Consider the following 19,312-nt stretch of genomic DNA (forward strand, 5'->3'; position numbering starts at 1 on the left):
GCACTGTCATGACGTCACAGCACCGCTTTGGGGTACGAGCCCAGTATTTTCAGGGCCACGGCTTCCTGACGAATCGTCTCCAGCACTGCCTTGACCAGCGGGTCCTGGTGATGACCGACGAAGTCGATGAAGAACACGTAGGTCCACTTGCCGCTGCGCGACGGACGGGTTTCGATGCGGGTCAGGTCCAGGCCATTTTCATGGAATGGCACCAACAACTCGTGCAGGGCACCGGGCTTGTTGCTCATCGAGACGATGATCGAAGTCTTGTCGTCGCCGGTCGGCGGCACTTCCTGATTGCCGATAATCAAAAAGCGCGTGGAGTTGTCCGGGCGATCTTCGATCTTTTCCGCCAGACGGGTCAGGCCGTACAGGCTGGCCGCCATATCACCGGCAATGGCCGCCGAGTTCCACTCGCTCTTGACCCGCTTGGCCGCTTCGGCGTTGCTGGCGACAGCCACGCGCTCGACGTTCGGGTAATGCGCATCCAGCCACTTGCGGCACTGCGCCAGCGACTGGGCATGCGAGTAGATACGGGTGATGCTCTGGGTCTTGGTGCTCTCGCCCACCAGCAAATGGTGGTGAATGCGCAGCTCGACTTCACCACAGATCACCATGTCGTGCTCAAGGAAGCTGTCGAGGGTGTGGTTGACCGCACCTTCGGTGGAGTTCTCCACCGGCACGACACCAAAGTTCACCGCACCGGCCACCACTTCACGGAACACTTCGTCGATGGCCGCCATTGGCTTGCTGACCACAGCATGACCAAAGTGCTTCATGGCGGCGGCCTGGGTGAACGTGCCCTCAGGCCCCAGGTAGGCGACATTCAGCGGCATCTCAAGGGCCAGGCACGACGACATGATCTCGCGGAACAACCGGGCCATTTCTTCGTTGCTCAAAGGGCCGCGATTACGCTCCATGACCCGCTTGAGCACCTGGGCTTCACGCTCCGGGCGATAGAACACCGGCACTTCGCCTTCGGCGAGCGAAGACATCTTGACCCGCGCCACTTCCTGGGCACAGCGGGCACGCTCGCCGATCAGCTCTTGAATCTTCTCGTCGAGTGCGTCGATACGCACCCGCAGCGCCTTGAGTTCCTGCTCGGACATCAGCCGTGTTCCTTCTCGAAATCTTTCATGTAGGCCACCAGCGCGTTGACCGCATCCAGGCCTACGGCATTGTAGATCGAAGCGCGCATGCCACCGACCGAACGGTGCCCCTTGAGGTTGAGCAGGCCATTGGCCTCGGCGCCGACCAGAAACGGCTTGTCCAGGCGGTCATCGGCCAGGCGGAACGGCACGTTCATCCACGAGCGGTCAGCCTTGTTGATCGGGTTGTTGTACAACGCGCTGGCATCGATGTAGTCGTACAGCGTGCGCTGCTTGAGTTCATTGACCCTTGCCATGGCCTCGACACCGCCCTGCTCCTTGAGCCACTCGAACACCAGGCCGGACAGGTACCAGGCCAGGGTCGGCGGGGTGTTGTACATCGAGCCGTTATCGGCCGCGACCTTGTAGTTGAGCATGGTCGGGCACAGGGCGCGGGCGCGGCCCAGCAGGTCTTCACGGATGATGACCACCACGATGCCGCTGGGGCCGATGTTTTTCTGGGCGCCGGCGTAGATCATGCCGAAACGGGAAATATCGACCGGACGCGAGAGAATGTCAGAGGACATGTCGGCAACCAGCGGCACGTCGCCGGTTTCGGGAATCCAGTTGAATTCCAGACCGCCGATGGTCTCGTTGGGCGCGTAGTGAACGTAGGCTGCGTTTTTCGACAGCGTCCACTCGTCCTGACCCGGGATGGCGAAGTAGTCATAAGGCTTGGCCGTCGCGGCCACATTGACCTTGCCGTAGCGCGACGCCTCTTCGATAGCCTTCTGCGACCAGATACCGGTGTCGACGTAATCGGCCTCGCCGTTTTCCGGCAACAGGTTCAGGGCGATCTGGGCAAACTGCTGACTGGCGCCGCCCTGCAGGAACAGCACCTTGTAGTTGGAGGGGATATTCAGCAGGTCGCGAAAATCCTGCTCGGCCTTGTTGGCGATGGACACGAACTCATCGCTGCGATGGCTCATTTCCATGACCGACAAACCTTTGCCATGCCAGTCCAGGAGCTCGGCCTGGGCACGCAACAGCACAGCTTCCGGGAGCGCAGCAGGGCCTGCGCAGAAGTTAAAGACTCGCTTGCTCATATCCACTCTCGTCAAATGCGTTGGGTCTGTTCGCGCTACGTTGCGCCGCCGAAACGTAGCAAGGGCTGGACAGGTATGTGCACGCACAAACGAGCCAGCCCTCAACTGATTTACTTCATCACTCAGCCTTGCGGCTCTTCGTCTTCTACGCTGTCTTGCGGCAGACCGTCAGCAGCAGCCTCGCCGCCTTCAAGCGCCTGCTCGTCCAGCACGGACTCTTCTTCCTCTTCGCTTTCCGAGGGTTCCTGAACCCGCTCAAGGCCCACCAGCTTCTCGTCGCTGGCCAGCTTGATCAGCGTCACGCCCTGGGTATTACGCCCCAGGCTGGACACTTCACCAACACGGGTACGCACCAGCGTGCCCTGATCGGAGATCAACATGATCTCCTCGCCATCAAGCACCTGAACCGCGCCGACCAGACGGCCGTTACGTTCGTTGCTGACCATGGCGATAACGCCCTGCCCGCCACGTTTGTATTCAGGGAACTCGGAAATCGCCGTACGCTTGCCATAACCACGCTCGGAAGCGGTGAGAATCTGGCTGCCTTCTTCTGGAATCAGCATCGAAATCAGCTTCTGCCCTTCTGGCAGACGCATGCCGCGAACGCCACGAGCGGTACGGCCCATGGCGCGAACGTCGGATTCCTTGAAGCGCGTAACCTTGCCGCCGTCAGAGAACAGCATGATTTCCTGCTCGCCATCAGTGATGGCTGCCGAAATCAGGATGTCGCCTTCGTCGAGCTCAAGGGCGATCAAGCCCACGCTACGCTGACGACTGAATGCAACCAGCGGGGTCTTCTTGACCGTACCGTTGGCGGTGGACATGAAGATGAACGGAGCCTTCTTCTTGTCTGCAGCCTTGATGCGCGCCTTGCGCTCTTCTTCGGTTTCGCCACTGTTCTCGTCATCGATTTCGCCTTCGATGACTTCGCCTTCTTCGTCAGCCTGCTTGCGCATGGCTTCCAGATCCACCGGCAACATGGTGGTGATGTATTCACCCTCGCTCAACGGCAGCAGGTTGACCAGCGGACGACCACGCGCAGCACGCGAAGCTTCCGGAATTTCGTAGGTCTTGAGCCAGTACACCTTGCCTTTGCTGGAGAACATCAGCAGCGTGGTGTGACTGTTGGCGACCAGCAGGTGCGAAATGTAATCCTCGTCCTTGATGCCGGTGGCCGACTTGCCCTTGCCACCGCGACGCTGGGCCTGATAGGCAGTCAGCGGCTGGGTCTTGGCATAGCCACCGTGGGAAATGGTCACCACGCGGTCTTCTTCGGTGATCAGGTCGCCCAGCGTCAGGTCCAGACGCGCATCGAGAATCTCGGTGCGGCGCACATCGCCGTATTCGGCGCGAATCACTTCCAGCTCTTCGCGAATGACTTCCATCAGTCGCTCGGCACTGTTGAGGATGCGGATCAGCTCGCCGATCTGCTTGAGAATTTCCTGGTACTCGCCCAGCAACTTCTCGTGTTCAAGACCGGTCAGGCGGTGCAGACGCAACTCAAGGATGGCCTGAGCCTGCTCGGGTGACAGGTAATACTTGCCGTCACGCAGACCGTATTGCGGATCGAGGTTTTCCGGGCGGCACGAGTCGGCACCGGCGCGCTCGACCATCTCGACCACAGCACTGGATTCCCAGGCGGTGCTGATCAGCCCTTCCTTGGCCTCGGCCGGCGACGGCGAAGCCTTGATCAGGGCGATGACAGGATCGATATTCGACAGCGCAACGGCCTGGCCTTCAAGGATATGACCGCGTTCGCGCGCCTTGCGCAGTTCGAACACGGTACGCCGGGTCACGACTTCGCGGCGGTGACGCACGAAGGCTTCCAGCAGGTCCTTGAGATTGAGAATGCGCGGACGGCCGTCGATCAGGGCAACGATGTTGATGCCGAACACGCTTTGCAGCTGGGTCTGGGCATAAAGATTGTTGAGGATGACCTCAGGCACTTCGCCACGGCGCAACTCGATGACCACGCGCATGCCGTCCTTGTCGGACTCGTCGCGCAGCTCGGTGATACCTTCGAGCTTTTTCTCTTTGACCAGCTCGGCGATCTTTTCGATCAGACGAGCCTTGTTGAGCTGGTACGGCAGTTCGGTAATGACGATCTGCTGGCGACCACCGACCTTGTCGATGTCCTCGATCGTGGAACGGGCGCGCATGTAGATGCGGCCGCGACCCGTGCGATAGGCCTCGACGATACCGGCGCGACCATTGATGATGCCCGCCGTCGGGAAGTCGGGGCCGGGGATGAACTGCATCAGTTCATCGATCGTCAGGTCGGGGTTGTCGATCAGCGCCAGGCAGCCGTCGATGACCTCGCCCAGGTTGTGCGGCGGAATGTTGGTCGCCATGCCCACGGCGATACCGCTGGAGCCGTTGACCAGCAGGTTGGGGATCCGGGTCGGCATGACCGCCGGGATCAGCTCGGTGCCGTCGTAGTTGGGCACCCAGTCCACGGTTTCTTTGTGCAGGTCGGCCAGCAACTCGTGAGCCAGCTTGGTCATGCGCACTTCGGTGTATCGCATCGCAGCGGCGTTGTCGCCGTCGACCGAACCGAAGTTGCCCTGACCGTCGACCAGCAGGTAGCGCAGCGAGAACGGCTGGGCCATACGCACGATGGTGTCGTAGACAGCGGTGTCGCCATGCGGGTGGTACTTACCGATCACATCGCCGACCACACGGGCAGACTTCTTGTACGGCTTGTTCCAGTCGTTGCCCAATTCGCTCATGGCATACAGCACACGCCGATGCACGGGCTTCAGGCCATCGCGCGCATCCGGCAGCGCTCGACCGACGATTACGCTCATGGCGTAGTCGAGGTAGGACTGTTTCAGCTCGTCTTCGATATTGACCGGGAGAATTTCTTTGGCCAGTTCACCCATGAGAAGCCTGATTCCTTTTTCTGGTGAAACCCCGCCATTCCTTGCGGAACGGCCAAGGCTCGCCGCCACTGGCTACGGCCAGACGGCGATTTACGACAAATCAACGGGTTACGCCATGGATCTGCGCAGTAGGAGGGACTGCGATTAGCGTCCCCGGAAACCGCCGGATGTTACCACAACCGCCGCTACGCTCCTATCCTTTGCAAGAGCCAGAAACGAGCCATCCGGACGTAAGTCGTCCGAGAAGCGCTCACAGGCCCGCAGAGAAGACTGCGCACAGAGATAATGACGCTGATGACCATTAGCCAGCACTCAGTGCAAGTGCTTGCGACTCATCAACTGCGCCAGCTTGGCCGTATCGGGCCGCTCGACGACGCCCTTCTCGGTGACGATGGCATCGATCAGGTCGGCCGGGGTGACATCGAATACCGGATTGAACACATCGACATCAGCCCCTACCCGCTGCCCGCCCAGCTCCAGCAACTCACGGCCGTCACGCTCTTCCAGAATGATATCGTCACCGCTGGGCATGCTCATGTCGATGCTCGAACTCGGCGCCACGACCATGAAGCGCACGCCATGGTGCATGGCCGCGACCGCCAGTTGGTAGGTGCCGATCTTGTTGGCCACATCACCATTGGCGGTAATCCGGTCGGCGCCGACGATCACCCAGGTAATGCCTTTGGTGCGCATCAGGTGTGCCGCGGCGCCATCGGCATTAAGCGTGACCGGCACGCCATCGTTGAGCAGTTCCCAGGCCGTCAGGCGCGAGCCTTGCAACCATGGGCGGGTTTCGTCGACGTATACACGCTCGATCATGCCCTCCAGATACGCCGCACGAATTACCCCCAGCGCCGTACCGACACCGCCGGTAGCCAATGCACCGGCGTTGCAGTGAGTCAACACGGTTTGCAGATTGCCCTGATGCTTGCGGATCAGTTCGGCGCCCAGCTGCGCCATGGTCAGGTTGGCTTCACGATCGCTCAAGTGAATTGCCAGTGCCTCGGCCTCCAGGGCCGCCAGCGGGTCTTCACCCGGCTTGAGGCGTTGCAGGCGCTCACGCAGACGATTCAGCGCCCAACCGAGGTTGACCGCCGTAGGCCGTGCATCGGCCAAGAGGCTGAAATCTGCTTGCAGCGCTGTCTGCCAGTCGCCACCGGCGGCGATCCGCGTGCGAGCGCCCAGCACCAGGCCATAGGCCGCACTGATGCCAATGGCCTGGGCACCGCGCACCACCATGTCGCGAATCGCCTCAGCCACGCCGGCCGCACTGTGACAGGCCAGCCAGGTTTCCTCAAACGGCAATGCCCGCTGATCCAGCAGGTAAAGAGCGTCATCCCGCCAATCGATGGCCTGTACTTTCTCCGCAGCCAATAACCGATCGCGCATCGCCCACTCCGTTTTCACAATCAAAACCCGAATAAAAAAGCGGTCGATTATAGCGAGCCCACCTTAAGGACGCTCGGGTATACTTCGCCATCACCCTTGATACAGACCTTTATAGACAGAGCGCGTGCCATTGACGCCGACGTTATCCTTGCAAGCGTTTTACACAATCTGAACAAACCCCGGAAGCCTTGTCATGCCAACACCCCACACGCCCTTCGATTTGCTGCTCCTGCCCGCCTGGCTGGTGCCGGTCGAACCTGCAGGTGTGGTGCTCAAGGAGCATGGCATTGGCATCCGCGACGGCCTGATCGCCTGGATCGGGCCACGTGCCGAGGCCCTGCGCCGGCCCAGTACGCAAGTCATCGAACTGCCCGGCATGTTGCTCGCCCCCGGCCTGATCAATGCCCATGGCCATGCGGCGATGACCCTGTTCCGCGGCCTGGCCGATGACTTGCCGCTGATGACCTGGTTGCAGGAGCACATCTGGCCAGCCGAGGGTAAATGGGTCGATGAAGCCTTCGTGCGCGACGGTACCGATCTGGCCATCGCCGAACAGCTCAAGGGCGGCATCACCTGTTTCTCGGACATGTATTTTTATCCCAAAGTCGCTGCCGAACGGGTGCACAACAGCGGTATGCGCGCACAAATCTGTGTGCCGGTGCTGGATTTCCCGGTGCCCGGCGCGCGCAACATCGACGAAGCCCTGCACATAGGCATCGAGCTGTTCAACGACCTGGCGCACCATTCGCGCATCAAGGTTGCCTTCGGCCCGCATGCCCCGTACACCGTCAGCGACGAAAATCTGGAGCGGGTACGGGTCATCGCCGATGAGCTCGATGCCATGATCCACATGCATGTGCACGAAACCGCCTTCGAGGTCGAGCAATCCCTCGAACAGCACCAGGAGCGCCCGCTGGCGCGCCTGCAGCGGCTGGGCCTGCTGGGCCCGCGCCTGCAAACGGTGCACATGACCCAGATCAGCGACGAAGACCTGACCTTGCTGGTAGAAAGTAACACCAGCGTGGTTCACTGCCCCGAGTCGAACCTGAAACTGGCCAGCGGCTTTTGCCCGGTCGAACGCCTGTGGCAGGCCGGGGTCAATGTGGCCATCGGCACCGATGGCGCAGCCAGTAACAATGACCTCGACCTGCTGGGCGAAACCCGCACCGCCGCCTTGCTGGCCAAGGCCGTGGCCGGCTCTGCCACCGCGCTGGACGCCCACAGGGCGTTGCGTATGGCCACGCTCAACGGAGCCCGGGCCATGGGCATTCAGGCAGAAACCGGCTCGCTGGAGATTGGCAAGGCTGCCGACATGGTCGCCTTCGATCTCAGCGGGCTGAACCAGCAGCCGATCTACGACCCGGTCTCGCAACTGATCTACACCTGCAACCGCGACTGCGTGCGCCATGTGTGGGTGGCCGGCAAGCCATTGCTCGAAGATGGCCGCCTGACCCGCATGGACGAACAGGCCTTGTGCGACACCGCCATTGCCTGGGGCCGGCGCATTGCCGGCCACACCGAATAATGCTGCACCGGCTCATCATCAGTGCCAGGCCTTTTGCCGGCCGCCGGATCACACCGAATCCAGAGTTAAAGAGGGACACCCCATGAGCAACGTCGACCGCGCAGAAATCGCCAAATTCGAGGCCCTTGCCCATCGCTGGTGGGACCGCGAAAGCGAATTCAAGCCCCTGCACGACATCAACCCGCTGCGGGTCAACTGGATCGACGAGCGCGTCAGCCTGGCCGGCAAGAACGTCCTCGATGTCGGCTGTGGCGGCGGCATTCTCAGCGAGGCCATGGCCTTGCGCGGCGCCACGGTGACCGGCATCGACATGGGCGAAGCGCCACTGGCCGTGGCCCGCCTGCACCAGCTTGAGTCCGGCGTAGAGGTCGAGTACCGGCAGATCACCGCCGAAGACATGGCCCTGGAAATGCCCGAGCAGTATGACGTGGTCACCTGCCTGGAAATGCTTGAACACGTGCCGGACCCGTCTTCTGTGATCGCGGCCTGCTACCGCATGGTCAAGCCTGGCGGCCAGGTGTTCTTCTCGACCATCAACCGCAACCCCAAGGCTTACCTGTTCGCCATCGTCGGCGCCGAGTACATTCTCAACCTGCTGCCGCGCGGCACCCATGACTTCAAGAAATTCATCCGCCCTTCCGAGCTGGGTGCCTGGAGTCGCGCCACCGGCCTGCAGGTCAAGGACATCATCGGCCTGACCTACAACCCGCTGACCAAGCACTACAAGCTGTCGGGCGATGTCGACGTCAATTACATGATCCAGACCGTGAAGGAGGCTTGAGCATGCGCCTGCGAGCCATCCTGTTCGACATGGACGGTACCTTGCTGGACACCGCGCCGGACTTCATCGCCATCTGCCAGGCGATGCTGGCCGAACGCGGCTTCCCGGCGGTAGACGACAAGCTGATCCGCGATGAAATCTCCGGTGGCGCCAAGGCCATGGTCGCCGCGACCTTCGCCCTGTCGCCCAATGCCCCGGAATTCGAGGCCCTGCGCCTGGAGTTTCTGCAGCGTTACCAGGCCGACTGCGCCGTCCACACCCGGTTGTTCGACGGCATGGGCCAATTGCTCGCCGACATCGAAAAGGCCGGGCTGATCTGGGGCGTGGTCACCAACAAGCCGGTGCGCTTTGCTGCCCCCATCATGGAGCGCCTGGGCCTGGCCGAACGCTCGGCGCTGTTGATCTGCCCGGACCACGTGACCTACAGCAAGCCGCACCCTGAACCGCTGATCCTGGCGTGCAAGCAACTGGACCTGGACCCTGCCAGCGTGTTGTTCGTCGGCGACGACCTGCGCGACATCGAGTCGGGTCGCGACGCCGGCACCCGCACCGCTGCGGTACGCTATGGCTATATCCACCCCAACGACAACCCCAGCCATTGGGGCGCCGATGTGGTGGTCGACCACCCGCTGGAGCTGCGCAAGGTGCTCGACAACGCCCTCTGCAGTTGCTGAAAGCTGCAACCCGCTGTCATTTCCAGGAGGTTAACGATGTTCGATTACGCCGCACGCCCCGGCTTGCTCAACGGCCGGGTCATTCTGGTTACCGGTGCAGGACGTGGTATCGGTGCCGCTGCGGCTGCAACCTTTGCCGCCCACGGTGCCACGGTACTGCTGCTGGGCAAGACCGAAGCCAGCCTGACTCAGGTTCATGACCGGATCAACGCCGCCGGTCACCCGCAACCTGTGGTAATCCCCTTCGATCTGGAAACTGCCCAGGCACCGCACTACGACGAGCTGGCCTCGATGATCGATAAACGCTTCGGCGCCCTCGACGGCCTGCTGCACAATGCTTCGATCATCGGCCCACGCATGCCGCTTGCGCAGTTGCCTGGCGAGCAGTTCATGCGCGTGATGCACATCAACGTCAATGCCATGTTCATGCTGACCCACGCGCTGCTGCCGTCGCTGATACAGTCGGCCGACGCCTCGGTGGTGTTCACCTCCAGCAGTGTCGGACGCAAGGGCCGCGCGCAGTGGGGTGCCTATGGCGTGTCGAAATTTGCCACCGAAGGATTGATGCAGACCCTGGCCGACGAAATGAACGGTGTGGCGGCGGTACGCGCCAACAGCGTCAATCCCGGCGCCACGCGCACCGACATGCGCGCCCAGGCGTACCCGGCGGAAGACCCGCTGGTCAACCCGACGCCTGAGCAGATCATGCCCGTCTATTTGTACTTGATGGGGCCCGACAGCACCGGTATCAATGGTCAGGCATTCAACGCCCAATGATGCAAAACAGTGCTCAAGGCGACGATGCTTCGACACAATCTGACGCATCAGTCGGTTAAAAACATTCACAGCGTCAAGCTAATGCCGCCGTATTGCTCTGAACCCTGCCTGCAAGCCGTTGATTTTCCGAAATTCAGGGATGAATGAACCGAATGGCACGAGTTTCGCTCTAACCCATCCAGCCAGCAAGGAATGTGCTGAGGAGTGAAGACATGAGTTCTCCCACCCGGATCGATTCAATGGCCATCGACACCCGTGTCGTGCAGCACCTGGATGCGCAAAACCGCGCACAGAATCGTTCATCGGTCGCTCGCCACCCCATGGATCTGGCGCAATTGAGGCTGCACCTGGCGCAGCAACTGCAAACCAGTCTGGAAGCCGATCGCATCCTGACCCTGTTTTTTCAGAGCCTGCAGCCTTATCTGACGCTCGACGGCCTGCTCTACAGCCACACGGCCAGTGACCTGCAATTGCAACTGGGCGAGAACAGCACCGAGGTGTCCAGCTACAGCCTCAGCCATGAAGGTGAATCGCTTGGCCAACTGACCCTTCACCGGCAGCAGCCGCTCGATGACACTCAGCGCGATGAACTCGAAGACTTGTCGGGCTGCCTGTTGTATCCGCTGCGCAACGCCCTGCTCTATCGCATGGCCATTCAGAACGCCATGCGCGACCCACTGACCGAAACCGGCAACCGGGTCGCCATGGAACAAACCCTGTCACGCGAAGCAGAAGCTTCGCTGCGTCACCGGCAGCCGCTGTCGCTGTTGATGCTGGACATCGATCACTTCAAGCGCATCAACGACACTCATGGCCATTTCAACGGTGACCACGTACTCAAGATCATCGCCCAGACCTTGAAAAGCCAGGTGCGCAATGTCGACCGGGTGTTTCGCTATGGGGGTGAAGAGTTCGTGATCATTCTGGCAAATACCGACCGCGACACCGCCGCACTGGTCGGCGAACGCCTGCGCCAGGCGGTGCAGGACCTGGACTTCAGCAGCCTGGGCAACCTCAGGCCAAGTATCAGCCTGGGTTGCTCGACGTTGTTGCCGGCCGAATCTACCGACAGCCTGCTGCGCCGCGCCGACAGCGCCCTTTATGTAGCCAAGCGCGAAGGCCGTAATCGCATGATGATGGCCGGTTGAAGCCGGCATCGATCACGCAGGTTGTGCAACCCGTTCACGCGCCGTTTTACTGCGCTCCTGGCGCTCGGACTGCATGCAGCGCTCCAGAAACAGGTGCATGTAGTCGTAACTGCGAGTGATCGCCTGGCGCAGTTCGTACTGCTGAGCCTCGCTGGCGTGATTGCCGACCAGCGTGCAGATGATTTCCAGTGCCTCCCAGGGATGGGCATCGTCGTACTGGGCGTGCATTTTCAGCCACTTCATGGCCCGCTTGCGTGACTCGTCCGGGAACCCCTGCGCATAAACGCCGGTAGAGCAGACCAGTGCCGACCACTCCCCGGTAGCCCCTTCGATGGCGTAGTTGGTGGCCGCCATTGCCACCGCCAGGCTGTCACTGGCACAGCTCTGCGCACACCAGTGGCTCAGGGCGTGCAGTTCGGGCGGTACACGCTGGGCCTTGAGGTCGTCCAGGCTGACATCATGGGCCTGGCACCAGTTGACCCAATAGTCGGCATGATTGAGTTCGACACGAATGTTGCGCATCAGCCAGCGCCGCGCCATGTCTTCGCCGGGATGGCGGGCAAAGCGGGTCTTGGTCAGGTTCTGCGCCATATAAACAGCAAACTGCTCGACCACCGGCCAGCCGCCGATCAGGTAGTTGCGCATCGTGGCGGGGTTCAGGCGCCCGTCGCGCATGCGCTGGTAAAGCTCGTGCCCGACCACACGGGCCTTGGCGGCGCTGCAATCATTGATCAGTTGCTGCGCCCAGAGGGGGTAACTGCCGGCCTCCATGAGCGGGCCGGTTCTGACGAAAGTTTCGATCACTGTATAACTCCTGTTAGAAATCCTTGCGTTGGGATCTATGCCCGGTAAGCGGAGGCACTGCGCCCCGGGCCTGGTTGTTGCGGTACTGGCTGCACGCCTAGCCGTACCGGTTTTTTATAGAGACTTTCACGCGTCAGCAGCTCGGGGCGACCGATCAGGTAGCCCTGGGCAAAGTCCACGCCCATTTCACGCAGGACGCCCTCAATCAGTGGCGTCTCGACATATTCGGCGATAGTGCGCTTGCCCATGACATGACCGATGTGATTGATCACCTCGACCATCGAGCGGTTGACCGCGTTATCGAGCATATCCTTGACGAAACTGCCGTCGATCTTGAGAAAGTCCACCGGCAGGTGCTTGAGGTAAGCGAACGAAGACATACCAGCACAAAAATCGTCCAGTGAAAACAGGCACCCCAGCGCCTTGAGCTCGTTGATGAACGCGATGGCACGCCCCAGGTCAGCGATGGCGGTGGTTTCGGTGATCTCGAAACAGATCATGCCAGGCGCAACGCCATGGCTGCGAAACTGCTGCTTGAGGTATTCCAGAAAGGCCGTATCGCCGATGCTCGCACCCGACAGATTGATCGCACACAAGGTACGCGGCACCTGATCGGATTCGCTTTCACGACTTTGCGCAATCAACCGAAACACCGAGCGCACCACCCAACGGTCCAGTGTCGTCATCAGGCCGAACCGCTCGGCGGCAGGAATAAACCGGTCTGGCACCACGATATTCCCCGACTCATCGCGCAAGCGCAGCAGGATCTCGATATGACGCTGGTCGTGATCGTTGTCCTCAGGCGTTATCGGAGCAATTTCCTGGGCATACAGGCAAAAGCGATCCTCTTCCAGTGCCATGTGCAAGCGCTGAATCCAGGCCATTTCCCCGGAACGCAAGGACAACTCCAGGTCATCGGGGTGATAGACCTGCACCCGGTTGCGACCTTTTTCCTTGGCCATGTAACACGCAAGATCGGCCGCACGCAGTGCATCCTCCAGGCTCAGCCGGGCGGCATCGATCAACACCACGCCAATGCTGGCGGTGGCCATGAAGGTGCGACCCTTCCAGACGAAATGCAGGTTTTCGACCATGCGCAGCAGACCTTCGGCAATTTCCTGCGCAGCCTGTGGCGAGCACTCGTGCAGCAGAATGCCGAACTCGTCACCCCCCAGCCGCGCCAGGGTGTCGCCTTCGCGCAGGCCCTGAGGCAGCACCGTGCACAGATGACGCAGTAACTGATCACCAGCGGCATGACCGTGGCCGTCGTTGATCAGCTTGAACTGGTCCAGATCAAGCAACAGCAACGCATGACCGACACCTTCACGGCCCAGCAACTGCTCAAGGTGGTATTCGAACTCGCTGCGATTGACCAGCCCGGTCAGCGGATCATGCGCGGCCTGCCAGGACAGGTTGGCCACGTACTGGCGCTCCTGGGTCAGGTCGTGCAGCACCAGCACCGCGCCACTGACCTGGCCATCGATGTGAATCGGCGACCCCACCAGCGCCACCGGCACCGTGCTGCCGTCCAGGCGCTGGATCAGCTTGCAATGCACACTGCCACTTTTGAGCTGCCCGCGCTGAATATGCTCGATCAGCATCGAGCTGTCGTGGCGATCACTCTCGTCCAGCAGATGAAACAACGCTGCCAGGGGCATGCCGCTGGCCTGCGCGGCTTGCCAGTGGGTAAGTTTCTCGGCCGCTGGATTCATGTAGACGATGCCGCCCTCGGCATCGGTACTGATGACCCCGTCACCGATCGACGCCAGGGTAATCTGTGCCCGCTCCTTTTCCCGACGCAAGGCATCGGCGATGGCCCGACGCAGTACCAGCAATTTATGGGTGCGCAATAACGCCAGCACGATCAGGCTCAACGCCGTCACCAGATTGATGCCCACCAGCACGGCCAGCAACTGCCGGGAGCCAGCCCCCAGCGAATCGCTGAAAGCCATGGCCGCCGGGCTGATTTGCGCATTCAGGCTATCGATGCGCTCGCGCCACAAGGCTATCTCGGCCGGCGTCGGTTCACCCAGGGCAATCCGCTCGCGCAACGTCTGTGCCAGGGCGTCGAGCTCACTCAGGTAAGCGTCGCCCAGCGTCCACCAGTGCAAGGCCTGCTGCATCGGCTCGACGTCGCTGAAATAGCGATACAACCAGATGATGCCAGCGGCATCCTGCGGGTGATTGCCGCCTTGCAGAATACCGGCCCGTGCCGCCGCCAGGTCAGGCTCGGGCCGGTCCAGCGCCTCACGCAACTGGCGGTCACCCTGAGGAATGGCGATAGCCTGACGGTACCGGAGCCAGTCATGTTCGTTACGGCTCAGTACATACAGGTCCAGATAATGAATGGCGTCCTTCTGCCCCTTGGACCAAAGGCTTTCACCACCGACATAGCTGCGCACCGCCGACATCAGGTACAGGCTGAAACACCCCAGCAGTACCTGAAACAGCGCGATGGCAATAAAGGGCCAGACAATCCCCATCAAACGGGGCTTTGCGAGAGGTCGCGGGGGCTTCATGAATTCCGTTCACCGACTGCCGACTGAGTATCCTGACCTCAGACTAGGCCAGATCCACCGATTGGGCGGACTCAAAAGTGAAGCGGGTCTCAGACTTGCTGCAAATGACCGTAGAGCCTGGCGTACAAACCGCCTTCGGCCATCAATTGCTGATGGTCGCCATCTTCGGCAATACGCCCGCCATCGAACACCAGCACCCGGTCAGCCTGTTTCACTGCCGACAAGCGGTGCGCGATGATCAGCGTGGTGCGCCCGTGCAGAAAGCGCCCCAGCGCCTGATGCAGATTGTATTCGGTGGCCGCATCCAGTGCCGAGGTCGCTTCGTCGAGAATCACCACCCTGGGCTCGGCCAGGACCATGCGGGCAATCGCCAGGCGCTGGCGCTGACCACCGGACAAGCGTACGCCAGAGCGACCAAGCACTGTATCCAGACCCTGCGGCATGCTGCGCACGGTGTCTTGCAACTGCGCGATACCCAGCGCCTGCCAGCAATCCTCGTCACTGCACGTGCGGCCCATGGTCAGATTGGCGCGCACGCTGTCGTTGAACAATGCCGGATGTTGCAGCACCACCGACACGTGCTCGCGCAGGTGCGCCAGGCCGATCTGCTGCTGGGTTGCGCCACCAAAACGAATCGTGCCGCTGTCGGGGGTGTACAACCCCAGCAGCAATTGCACCAGCGTGCTCTTGCCGCCGCCACTGGCACCCACGATGGCCACCTTCTCGCCCGGTGTGATGGTCAGGTTCAACTGGTCCAGCACCCGCTCCGTGCCATAGCCAAAGCTCAGGCCACGCACCTCAATGCCTACGGTGTCATGGCCTGCGAACGGATCGACGCCGCCCGGGTAATGCGGTTCATCGGCACGCGCCAACAGCTCGTTGATACGGGTCAGCGCGCCACCGGCGGCGTACCAGGCGTATTGCAGGTTCAGCAGTTGCTCGACAGGGCTGATCATGAACCACAGGTAACTGAACACTGCCAGCATCTGGCCGATCGACAGGTCTGAAAACAGCACGGTGAGCATCGCTGCAGCACGAAAGATATCGATGCCAAACTGAAACAGCAGGGCACTGGCACGCCCGGAGGCATCGCTTTTCCACTGCGAGTTGACCGCGTAATCGCGCACCTCGCGGGCACGCAGTCCCAGCCGGCCGAGAAAAAAGCCCTGACGGTTGCTGGCGCGCACTTCCTGAATCGCCTCCAGGGTTTCGCTCAGGGTCTCGGTAAAGCGCCCAGTGCTGTCGTTTTCCAGCTTCTTGAGGTGCTTGACGCGCTTGCCCAGACGCACTGTGGCCATCACCACCAACGGATTGAACAACAGAATCAGCAACGCCAGCTTCCAGTGCATCCATACCAGAATGGCCGATGTCCCGGCCAGGCTGAGCATGGCCACCAGAAAGCGGCTCAGGGTTTCACCGACAAATTTATCCAGCGTATCGAGGTCGGTGACCAGATGGGTGGTCACCGTGCCGCTGCCCAGGCTTTCGTATTCGCGCAGGGCAATGCGCTTGAGGCGCTCGATCAGGCGCAAGCGGATGCGGTAAACGATGTCTTTGGACAAACGCGCGAACAGTCGCGCCTGCAAGACGTTGAACAGCAAGGCGCCCAGGCGCAGCAGCAAGGTCAGCAACAGCATCAGGCCGATATAGCCGACCGCCTTCTGCAAACCCTCAGGCAGCAGGCGGTCCATAAATCGCAACGCAGTATCGCCATGCCCAAGCAGCACTTCGTCGACCAGCAACGGCAACAGCAACGGAATCGGCACACTGCACAGCGTGGCCATCACCGCCACGCCATTGGCGGCCCACAAGGCTTTCTTGTTTTGCAGCACCAACCTGCGAATTTCAGCCCAGCTCAGTCGATCGTCAGTAGCACCGGGGCTGTCAGGCACAGGCAGCACGCTCCAGCCAGCGCCCCAGCAACGGCGCCAGCGCCTCCAGCGGCTGATAACCGTTGGTCAGCAAAGCCAATTGCCCGTTACGTTCGGCCAGCAGGGTCGGAAAGCCGGCGATACCCAAGCCCTGAGACCAGGAAAAATCGGCTTGGGTCGCGGCAAGGCTGTCGACATGATCGAACGCCTCGGCAAACGCCTGACGCGGCAGGCCGGCCTGTTCGGCCAGTTCAACCAGAATCGCAGGCTGAGTCACATCACGCCCCTGGGCGTAGAACGCGCTCTGAATCAGCCCCACCAGTCGCCACGCCGCCAGCGGATCGAGCTGTCGGGCCGTGACCACCGCCCGGCAGGCGGGCGTGGTGTCGTAGACAAAGCCGTCCGGCAAAGCGCCCTCGAACGCAAACGGCTGGCCGGTGGCCTGCGCCACCGACTGCCAGTGGTCGAGAATGTAGCGGCGTGTCGAAGCTTCCAGCGGCGCATCGTTGGAGCGCAGGCCGCCCATCACCAGGTGCAGTGCCACGCCGCTCTCCTGAGCCTGACGTACCAGCGCCTCGGCAACCGGGGCAAAGCCCCAGCACCAGGAACACATCGGGTCCATGACATACACCAGGCGAGCGGACATGGCTCAGGCCTCCGGTTGTTGACGGTAGTTGAAACCGATCGGGTGCGGCTGATTGCGCGCCTTGGCCAGTTCGATCTGCTTTTGCCGGTCGATTGCGCTGCGCCGGGTCTTCTCGCTCAGCGTGTTCCAGCAGTGTGGGCAACTGATGCCCGGGGTGTAATGCTCGCTGGCGCGATCTTCAACGCTGACCGGCGTGCGGCAGGCATGGCATTGATCGTAGTCGCCTTCGGAGAGGTCATGGCGCACCGTGACGCGATTATCGAAAACGAAACAGTCGCCACGCCACTTGGTGTCTTCCTGCGGGACTTCTTCAAGGTATTTGAGAATGCCGCCCTTGAGGTGGTAAACCTCTTCGAACCCCTCGCCCAACATATAGCTGGAGGCCTTTTCGCAACGAATGCCGCCGGTGCAGAACATCGCGACTTTCTTGTGTACCGCAGGGTCGAAGTGCTCCTTGATGTAGTCAGGAAACTCGCGAAACGTAGTGGTCTGCGGATCGATGGCGCCTTCAAAGGTGCCGATCGAGACCTCATAGTCGTTACGGGTGTCGATCAGCAGCACTTCAGGATCGCTGATCAGCGCATTCCAGTCCTTGGGCTCAACGTAGGTGCCGACCTTTTTGTTCGGGTCGACGCCTGGCACACCCAGGGTCACGATCTCTTTTTTGAGTTTGACCTTGGTGCGATAGAACGGCTGTTCGTCGCACAACGACTCTTTGTGATCGATGTCGACCAGACGTGCATCGCTGCGTAACCAGGCCAGCAGGCCATCGATGCCTTCACGCGTTGCGGAAACCGTACCGTTGATGCCTTCTTCGGCGATCAATAACGTGCCTTTGACGTCGTTGTCGACCATTGCCTTGAGCAGCGGCTCGCGCAATTTGACGTAGTCTTCAAGGGTGACGAATTTGTACAGCGCGGCCACGACGATTGGCTGGGCCATCGATGTTTGAGTCATGAAAATCTCCAGGTGGTGACCCTCGCAAAGGGCCTACCGGATAAAAAAGTGCCTGACGGACAAGAACGGAAACGCAAAAGCGTGCGACCAGAATCGGCGCGGCGCGGATTCTAGCAAAAACACAGGCACGGCTGACAGCCGCATCGATTGATCAGGATCAAGCCATGTGCATGAGCGGCCTTTGCAGGCCGCTCACCGTCATTCAGACATGACCGCCGGCACAGGTCGGCGACGCCGGTGCTGCCCCGGTCACGGCCCACTCGGCCGGGGTGTAGGTATGCAACGCAAGGGCGTGAAACTCGCTCATCAGTTCGCCCAGCACGCCATAGACCTTCTGGTGCCGCTTGACGGCGTTGAGCCCCTGGAACTGCTCACTGACCAATACGGCCTTGTAGTGGGTCTCAAGGCCACGGCTGTGCATGTGGCTTTCGTCCAGCACCTGCAAGTGCTCGGGCTGCAGAGCCGCCAGGGTCGATTCGATACGTTGTTGCATGCTCATGATCAGTTCTCAAGGAGTCTTGGTGGCCGGTGCCTGGGCCTTGGAAGGTTCAAGCTCGGCGCTCATGTCGGTAAGCAGTTTGTTGACCACCGGCACCGCGCTTTGCGATTTGGTCTGGATCAGCATGACCGACTGCTGGGCCAGCTCAGGCATCTTGCTCAACACTTTCTTGCCCAGCGGCGACTGGTAGAAACTGACCAGTTCCTTGAGTTCGGCTTCGGTGAAGTTATTGGTGTAGATGCGCACCATGTCCGGCTTGAGCTTGTTCCAGCCGATGGCCTGGTCCAGTGCCGTGTTGGCCTTGGCCTGGTAGGTTTCCAGCAGGGCCTTTTTCGAGGCAGGCGCCTTGGCTTCGGCAAAACGCTGGGCAAACAGCTGTTGCGCCTGGGCATACATTGGCGTGGCCAGCTTGTCGGCATTGGTCAGGTTGAGGAGCGTTTCGGCGCTGGCATTATGGCTGGCGGTATCGGCAAGTACCTGACCGCTGGCGCAGGCCAGGACCAGCACGGCGAATGTGGCACGAAAACGGGTCATCGGGTTTCCTTTTTCAGCAGACGAGGCATGACCTCAAGGCCGACCATTCTGCGCCCATGTTCGCACGTGGCTCAAGCCTTGGACTTTTTTGCAAAAGTTCAATGACCGGGAA

General features: G+C 60.9%; 16 protein-coding genes. 5 read left to right on the plus strand and 11 right to left on the minus strand.

Going from position 1 to position 19,312, the window contains the following annotated elements; translation table 11 throughout:
* Nucleotides 1-14: 14 nt before the first annotated feature.
* From pheA to mtnA, 4 genes are all read right to left on the minus strand, one after another.
* Nucleotides 15-1,109 (minus strand): prephenate dehydratase, encoded by a 1,095-nt coding sequence (pheA, locus tag ACYP2A_RS28215; protein WP_459749212.1) that lies wholly within the window; start codon nt 1,107-1,109, stop codon nt 15-17.
* The gene (serC, locus tag ACYP2A_RS28220) at nt 1,109-2,194 is read right to left on the minus strand and encodes a 3-phosphoserine/phosphohydroxythreonine transaminase (RefSeq protein WP_459749213.1); all 1,086 of its coding nucleotides are present in this window, start codon (nt 2,192-2,194) and stop codon (nt 1,109-1,111) included. Before serC ends, pheA begins: the two co-directional genes overlap by 1 nt.
* Before the next feature lie 122 nt (nt 2,195-2,316).
* Nucleotides 2,317-5,076, minus strand: a complete 2,760-nt coding sequence (gene gyrA, locus ACYP2A_RS28225; protein WP_459749214.1) for a DNA gyrase subunit A — start codon at nt 5,074-5,076, stop codon at nt 2,317-2,319.
* A 312-nt stretch (nt 5,077-5,388) separates the two neighbouring features.
* Complete coding sequence (gene mtnA, locus ACYP2A_RS28230; protein ID WP_459749215.1) at nt 5,389-6,465, minus strand: S-methyl-5-thioribose-1-phosphate isomerase; 1,077 nt, start codon at nt 6,463-6,465, stop codon at nt 5,389-5,391.
* A gap of 193 nt (nt 6,466-6,658) precedes the next feature.
* Here mtnA and ACYP2A_RS28235 point away from each other — a divergent pair, with 193 nt between their 5' ends.
* The 5 genes from ACYP2A_RS28235 (at nt 6,659) to ACYP2A_RS28255 (ending at nt 11,370) form a co-directional block, all read left to right on the plus strand.
* On the plus strand, nt 6,659-7,990 hold the full coding sequence (locus ACYP2A_RS28235) for a TRZ/ATZ family hydrolase (RefSeq protein ID WP_459749216.1): 1,332 nt from the start codon (nt 6,659-6,661) through the stop codon (nt 7,988-7,990).
* An 82-nt stretch (nt 7,991-8,072) separates the two neighbouring features.
* Nucleotides 8,073-8,771, plus strand: a complete 699-nt coding sequence (ubiG, locus tag ACYP2A_RS28240; protein ID WP_459749217.1) for a bifunctional 2-polyprenyl-6-hydroxyphenol methylase/3-demethylubiquinol 3-O-methyltransferase UbiG — start codon at nt 8,073-8,075, stop codon at nt 8,769-8,771.
* A 2-nt stretch (nt 8,772-8,773) separates the two neighbouring features.
* Nucleotides 8,774-9,445 (plus strand): N-acetylmuramic acid 6-phosphate phosphatase MupP, encoded by a 672-nt coding sequence (mupP, locus tag ACYP2A_RS28245; protein ID WP_459749218.1) that lies wholly within the window; start codon nt 8,774-8,776, stop codon nt 9,443-9,445.
* A 36-nt stretch (nt 9,446-9,481) separates the two neighbouring features.
* Nucleotides 9,482-10,222, plus strand: coding sequence for a YciK family oxidoreductase (locus tag ACYP2A_RS28250; protein WP_459749219.1), 741 nt, complete (start codon nt 9,482-9,484; stop codon nt 10,220-10,222).
* Nucleotides 10,223-10,434: 212 nt separating this feature from the next.
* The gene (locus tag ACYP2A_RS28255) at nt 10,435-11,370 is read left to right on the plus strand and encodes a GGDEF domain-containing protein (RefSeq protein WP_459749220.1); all 936 of its coding nucleotides are present in this window, start codon (nt 10,435-10,437) and stop codon (nt 11,368-11,370) included.
* Between the two features lie 12 nt (nt 11,371-11,382).
* On the opposite strand, the gene ACYP2A_RS28260 is transcribed toward ACYP2A_RS28255, so the two are convergent.
* The 7 genes from ACYP2A_RS28260 to ACYP2A_RS28290 form a co-directional block, all read right to left on the minus strand.
* Nucleotides 11,383-12,174, minus strand: coding sequence for a TenA family transcriptional regulator (locus ACYP2A_RS28260; protein ID WP_459749221.1), 792 nt, complete (start codon nt 12,172-12,174; stop codon nt 11,383-11,385).
* Between the two features lie 35 nt (nt 12,175-12,209).
* Nucleotides 12,210-14,693 (minus strand): EAL domain-containing protein, encoded by a 2,484-nt coding sequence (locus ACYP2A_RS28265; RefSeq protein ID WP_459749222.1) that lies wholly within the window; start codon nt 14,691-14,693, stop codon nt 12,210-12,212.
* An 89-nt stretch (nt 14,694-14,782) separates the two neighbouring features.
* Nucleotides 14,783-16,585, minus strand: coding sequence for an ABC transporter ATP-binding protein (locus ACYP2A_RS28270; protein WP_459749223.1), 1,803 nt, complete (start codon nt 16,583-16,585; stop codon nt 14,783-14,785).
* The gene (locus ACYP2A_RS28275) at nt 16,578-17,210 is read right to left on the minus strand and encodes a DsbA family protein (protein WP_459749224.1); all 633 of its coding nucleotides are present in this window, start codon (nt 17,208-17,210) and stop codon (nt 16,578-16,580) included. The genes ACYP2A_RS28270 and ACYP2A_RS28275 overlap by 8 nt, the downstream gene beginning before the upstream one ends.
* Nucleotides 17,211-17,213: 3 nt before the next feature.
* The gene (gene trhO, locus ACYP2A_RS28280; protein WP_459749828.1) at nt 17,214-18,152 is read right to left on the minus strand and encodes an oxygen-dependent tRNA uridine(34) hydroxylase TrhO; all 939 of its coding nucleotides are present in this window, start codon (nt 18,150-18,152) and stop codon (nt 17,214-17,216) included.
* Nucleotides 18,153-18,369: 217 nt separating this feature from the next.
* The gene (locus ACYP2A_RS28285; protein ID WP_459749225.1) at nt 18,370-18,666 is read right to left on the minus strand and encodes a BolA family protein; all 297 of its coding nucleotides are present in this window, start codon (nt 18,664-18,666) and stop codon (nt 18,370-18,372) included.
* A 9-nt stretch (nt 18,667-18,675) separates the two neighbouring features.
* On the minus strand, nt 18,676-19,200 hold the full coding sequence (locus tag ACYP2A_RS28290) for a DUF2059 domain-containing protein (protein ID WP_459749226.1): 525 nt from the start codon (nt 19,198-19,200) through the stop codon (nt 18,676-18,678).
* Between the last annotated feature and the right edge of the window lie 112 nt (nt 19,201-19,312).

The organism is Pseudomonas sp. 3A(2025) (genome assembly GCF_054589175.1).